Annotated in this window: 2 protein-coding genes and 1 pseudogene; all 3 read left to right on the top strand. The window is 55.2% G+C overall.

Annotation, left to right across the window (positions count from 1 at the left end):
* Nucleotides 1-335 (top strand): annotated as a pseudogene (locus tag MST27_RS22040) (hypothetical protein); the annotation flags it as partial.
* 981 nt (nucleotides 336-1,316) lie between these two features.
* Nucleotides 1,317-2,210 carry a restriction endonuclease gene (locus MST27_RS22035; RefSeq protein WP_243607993.1) on the top strand — a complete coding sequence of 298 codons (894 nt, stop codon included), beginning with the start codon at nucleotides 1,317-1,319 and terminating at the stop codon, nucleotides 2,208-2,210.
* 9 nt (nucleotides 2,211-2,219) lie between these two features.
* Nucleotides 2,220-2,942 carry a uracil-DNA glycosylase family protein gene (locus tag MST27_RS22030; protein ID WP_243607992.1) on the top strand — a complete coding sequence of 241 codons (723 nt, stop codon included), beginning with the start codon at nucleotides 2,220-2,222 and terminating at the stop codon, nucleotides 2,940-2,942.
* The last annotated feature ends 138 nt before the right edge of the window (nucleotides 2,943-3,080 follow it).

Raw genomic sequence — 3,080 nt, 5'->3', positions numbered from 1 at the left:
CTGGCTATTTATGCAGTGTCTCCCTAAACGCAGCCGATAAGGACGTAAAGAGCAATCGGAACACCATCTTGCTTTTCTCGAAGTCCGGAGACCTACAAATAAAAACCTATCGAGACGCAACAGAAGCACTTAGAGAACTGTTTGAATTAGAGAAATCCTTCCCTGAACACGACATTGTTCTAGTCCGAGCCGACTCAAGCGAAGAAGTAAAGTTCGCATATAAAAACTACTTTTCAGACGCGCGCGACTTTATCACTCTAATGGAAAATGGACTTCAAAAACTTTCAGGAAAGAAAATACTCAAAAGCAGAAAGCTAATTGGGCTTGAAGGCTAACTACTAGCGAGTAGCCTGAAAGTAGCGCATGGAAAAGGCTTCGCCGTTTTCCACCCTACGCTCCGGCAACGTCGAAGCGTCGGCGGTGTGGTTGGTCGAGATGACGTAAAGGTAAAAAGGGGACAGATTTATTTTCGGCTGCCATCCCGCCGCTCGCGCTTCCCCGCCACGCTTTCCTCGCCCCCACCGACAGGTTTCGCCTTGCACGGCGAGTCACTTTCTCTTGTCTGGCCAAGAGAAAGTAACCAAAGAGAAGGCCACCCCGGCATCCGGGTCTGGCCTGCGGCCAGATTTCCCTCGCTGCGGTGCTGCTCCGGGGGCCGGCTTACAAGGGCCATCCTTGGCCCTTTAAGCCTCTCGCCGCCTCCATGCGGCTCGTCCCCCTACGCAACACCTCCACTCGGCCTCCTGAAGGGGATCGGAGTCCGAGTCGCCCGGAGGTTCGAGCGTCACTTGTCTGTTTTTTTTGCAGGGTATCAAGCGACACCAATCGCCCCTTCAGGAGGGTGAGCGCAATCGTCGNCGCCCGGAGGTTCGAGCGTCACTTGTCTGTTTTTTTTGCAGGGTATCAAGCGACACCAATCGCCCCTTCAGGAGGGTGAGCGCAATCGTCGTGGAAGGGGTTGAGCGGCATGGATGCCGTGAGAGCCGCGATGGGCCAGGGATGGCCCTTCGCGGCGTGCCTCTGGAACGGCGATGGAGCGAACGAACCCGGAGCGAAGCGCAGGGCCGGATGGCGGGGCAAGCGTTTTTGGTTACTTTTGTCGCGACTGACAAAAGTGACCCGCCCAGCAGGGCGGAACAGAAGTTTCGCCCCGGAAGCGAGTAGCCGGTATATGACGGATTGAAAAGGCTTCGCCGTTTCCACCGCGTCGTCAGCCCAAACGCCGACTGTCACCCAACCGCACAAACCGCTTGCCGATCCCCGCGGCTATCGGCAAATTGCTTGACGCAATCATTTAGCCATCACAAGGACGCGATATGGCCCGCCGCCCCAAGCAATCGCCTTTCGAAGACCTGATCGATCTCGCAGCATTGATGCCCTGGTGGATCACCCTTCCACTGGCGCTCATCGCGTACCTGTGGCTCAACAGCATCGTCACTTCACCGATACCGGCACCAGCCAATCCAGCCGATTTAGGCAGCCACATGTCCGGCATGATGCTTCGCGGATTGGCAGTACCCGCGCAGTACTTCGTCCCTGCCGCGCTGGTATTCGGAGCCATCGCTTCGATCTTTGGCCGCCTACGGCGCAAGAAGCTCTTCGACTCCGTCGCAAGCAACGAGAACACGCTGGAATCCATAAGCTGGCGCGAGTTCGAGTTGCTCGTAGGCGAAGCGTTCCGACGCAAGGGTTTTACCGTTCAGGAGACTGGCCAAGGCGGGGCCGATGGCGGCATCGACTTGGTGCTGCTCAAGGATGGAGAAAAGTACCTAGTCCAATGCAAGCAATGGCGCCGCCAGCTGGTCCAAGTCAACGTAATACGTGAGTTGTTCGGTGTCATGACGGCCGAGGGAGCAAAAGGCGGCTTCGTCGTTATATCGGGTCGGTTCACCGAGGACGCCAAGGCGTTCGCACAAGGAAAGAATCTGCAATTAATCGAAGGCGCTGAGCTGAACGACATGATTCGCCAGAGTCGTATGATCAAGTCACGCCAGGTAACTCGGGCAGCAACGAGCAAAGCATCCAACCCGCGGAACGCGACGCCAACAGGCCCCGTCCCGTCTCCTAGCGCAGCGCAAGTCTCGTGCCCGGTCTGCAAGGCGCCAATGGTCCGCCGCGTGGCCAAGCGCGGAAGCAATGCTGGCAGTTCGTTCTGGGGCTGCTCTCAGTACCCCAAATGCAAGGCCATTCGCACCGAAACGACGACGTAAGGCCCTTTTATGACCGATGATAATCACGGAATGTATGGCTTAGATTTGGGCAAAATAGACCGCCTAGACACGCTTCTTGATGCCTGGGAAAAAACATTCGACAGCGGTGTTTACTTCAATCGCGACGGAATTATTTCAAACGAGCACTGGATGAACGCAAACGTGAAAATCCTGTTCGTGCTAAAGGAAACCAACCAGGCCAAGCAGAATCTGACGACCGCCATATCGATAGCACTACGATCAGAAAAGAGTGGTTGGTGGAAAGGCAAAGTACTTCGCAGGGTTGGCCGTTGGGCCTACGGCCTCGCAAACTACACTGGAGAGGTTCCCAGCTTCGAAAACGCGAAAGCTTGCGGTAAAGAAGCTACCTGGGGTGTCGCCTATATAAATATGCGGAAGGCCGCAGGCGGAGCCAGAACCGAGGCCAAGTCTTTTGACATTCATGTCAAAAAATATGCTCCCTACATAAGGCGTCAGATTGAGCTCATCAAGCCCGACATCGTTGTCCTCGGTGGAACCTTCAGGTATTTGAAACGGCACGTATTTCCTGAGATGCGCCATATCTGCACGCGTATACACGAGCAAGGAGATATGATTTTTATCAATGCCTTTCACCCTGCTGCAGTTGTAGATGCGCGCAACATTTATAGTCAGGTGCTGAACAGTTACCACAACTACACAATGAATTATGCCTGTAAGGAAATAGCGGCTGTGGAACCCGCCCATGCGTGAGATTGTCAGGCCCCTTTCGCCAACATGAGGCAGCCCAACAACCAACGCTTCGCTTAAAAAGCTCAACCAGCCAGCTCACACAACCCACCCGGCACGGCCATCACCCACTCCCTCACCGCCTGCACTGCCGGGTCATCC

The sequence above is a fragment of the Stutzerimonas marianensis genome (genome assembly GCF_022810315.1).
In the GTDB taxonomy this organism is placed as follows: domain Bacteria; phylum Pseudomonadota; class Gammaproteobacteria; order Pseudomonadales; family Pseudomonadaceae; genus Stutzerimonas; species Stutzerimonas marianensis.
Note: the sequence above shows the minus strand (reverse complement) of the source record. Positions and strands in the feature narration are given on the sequence as shown.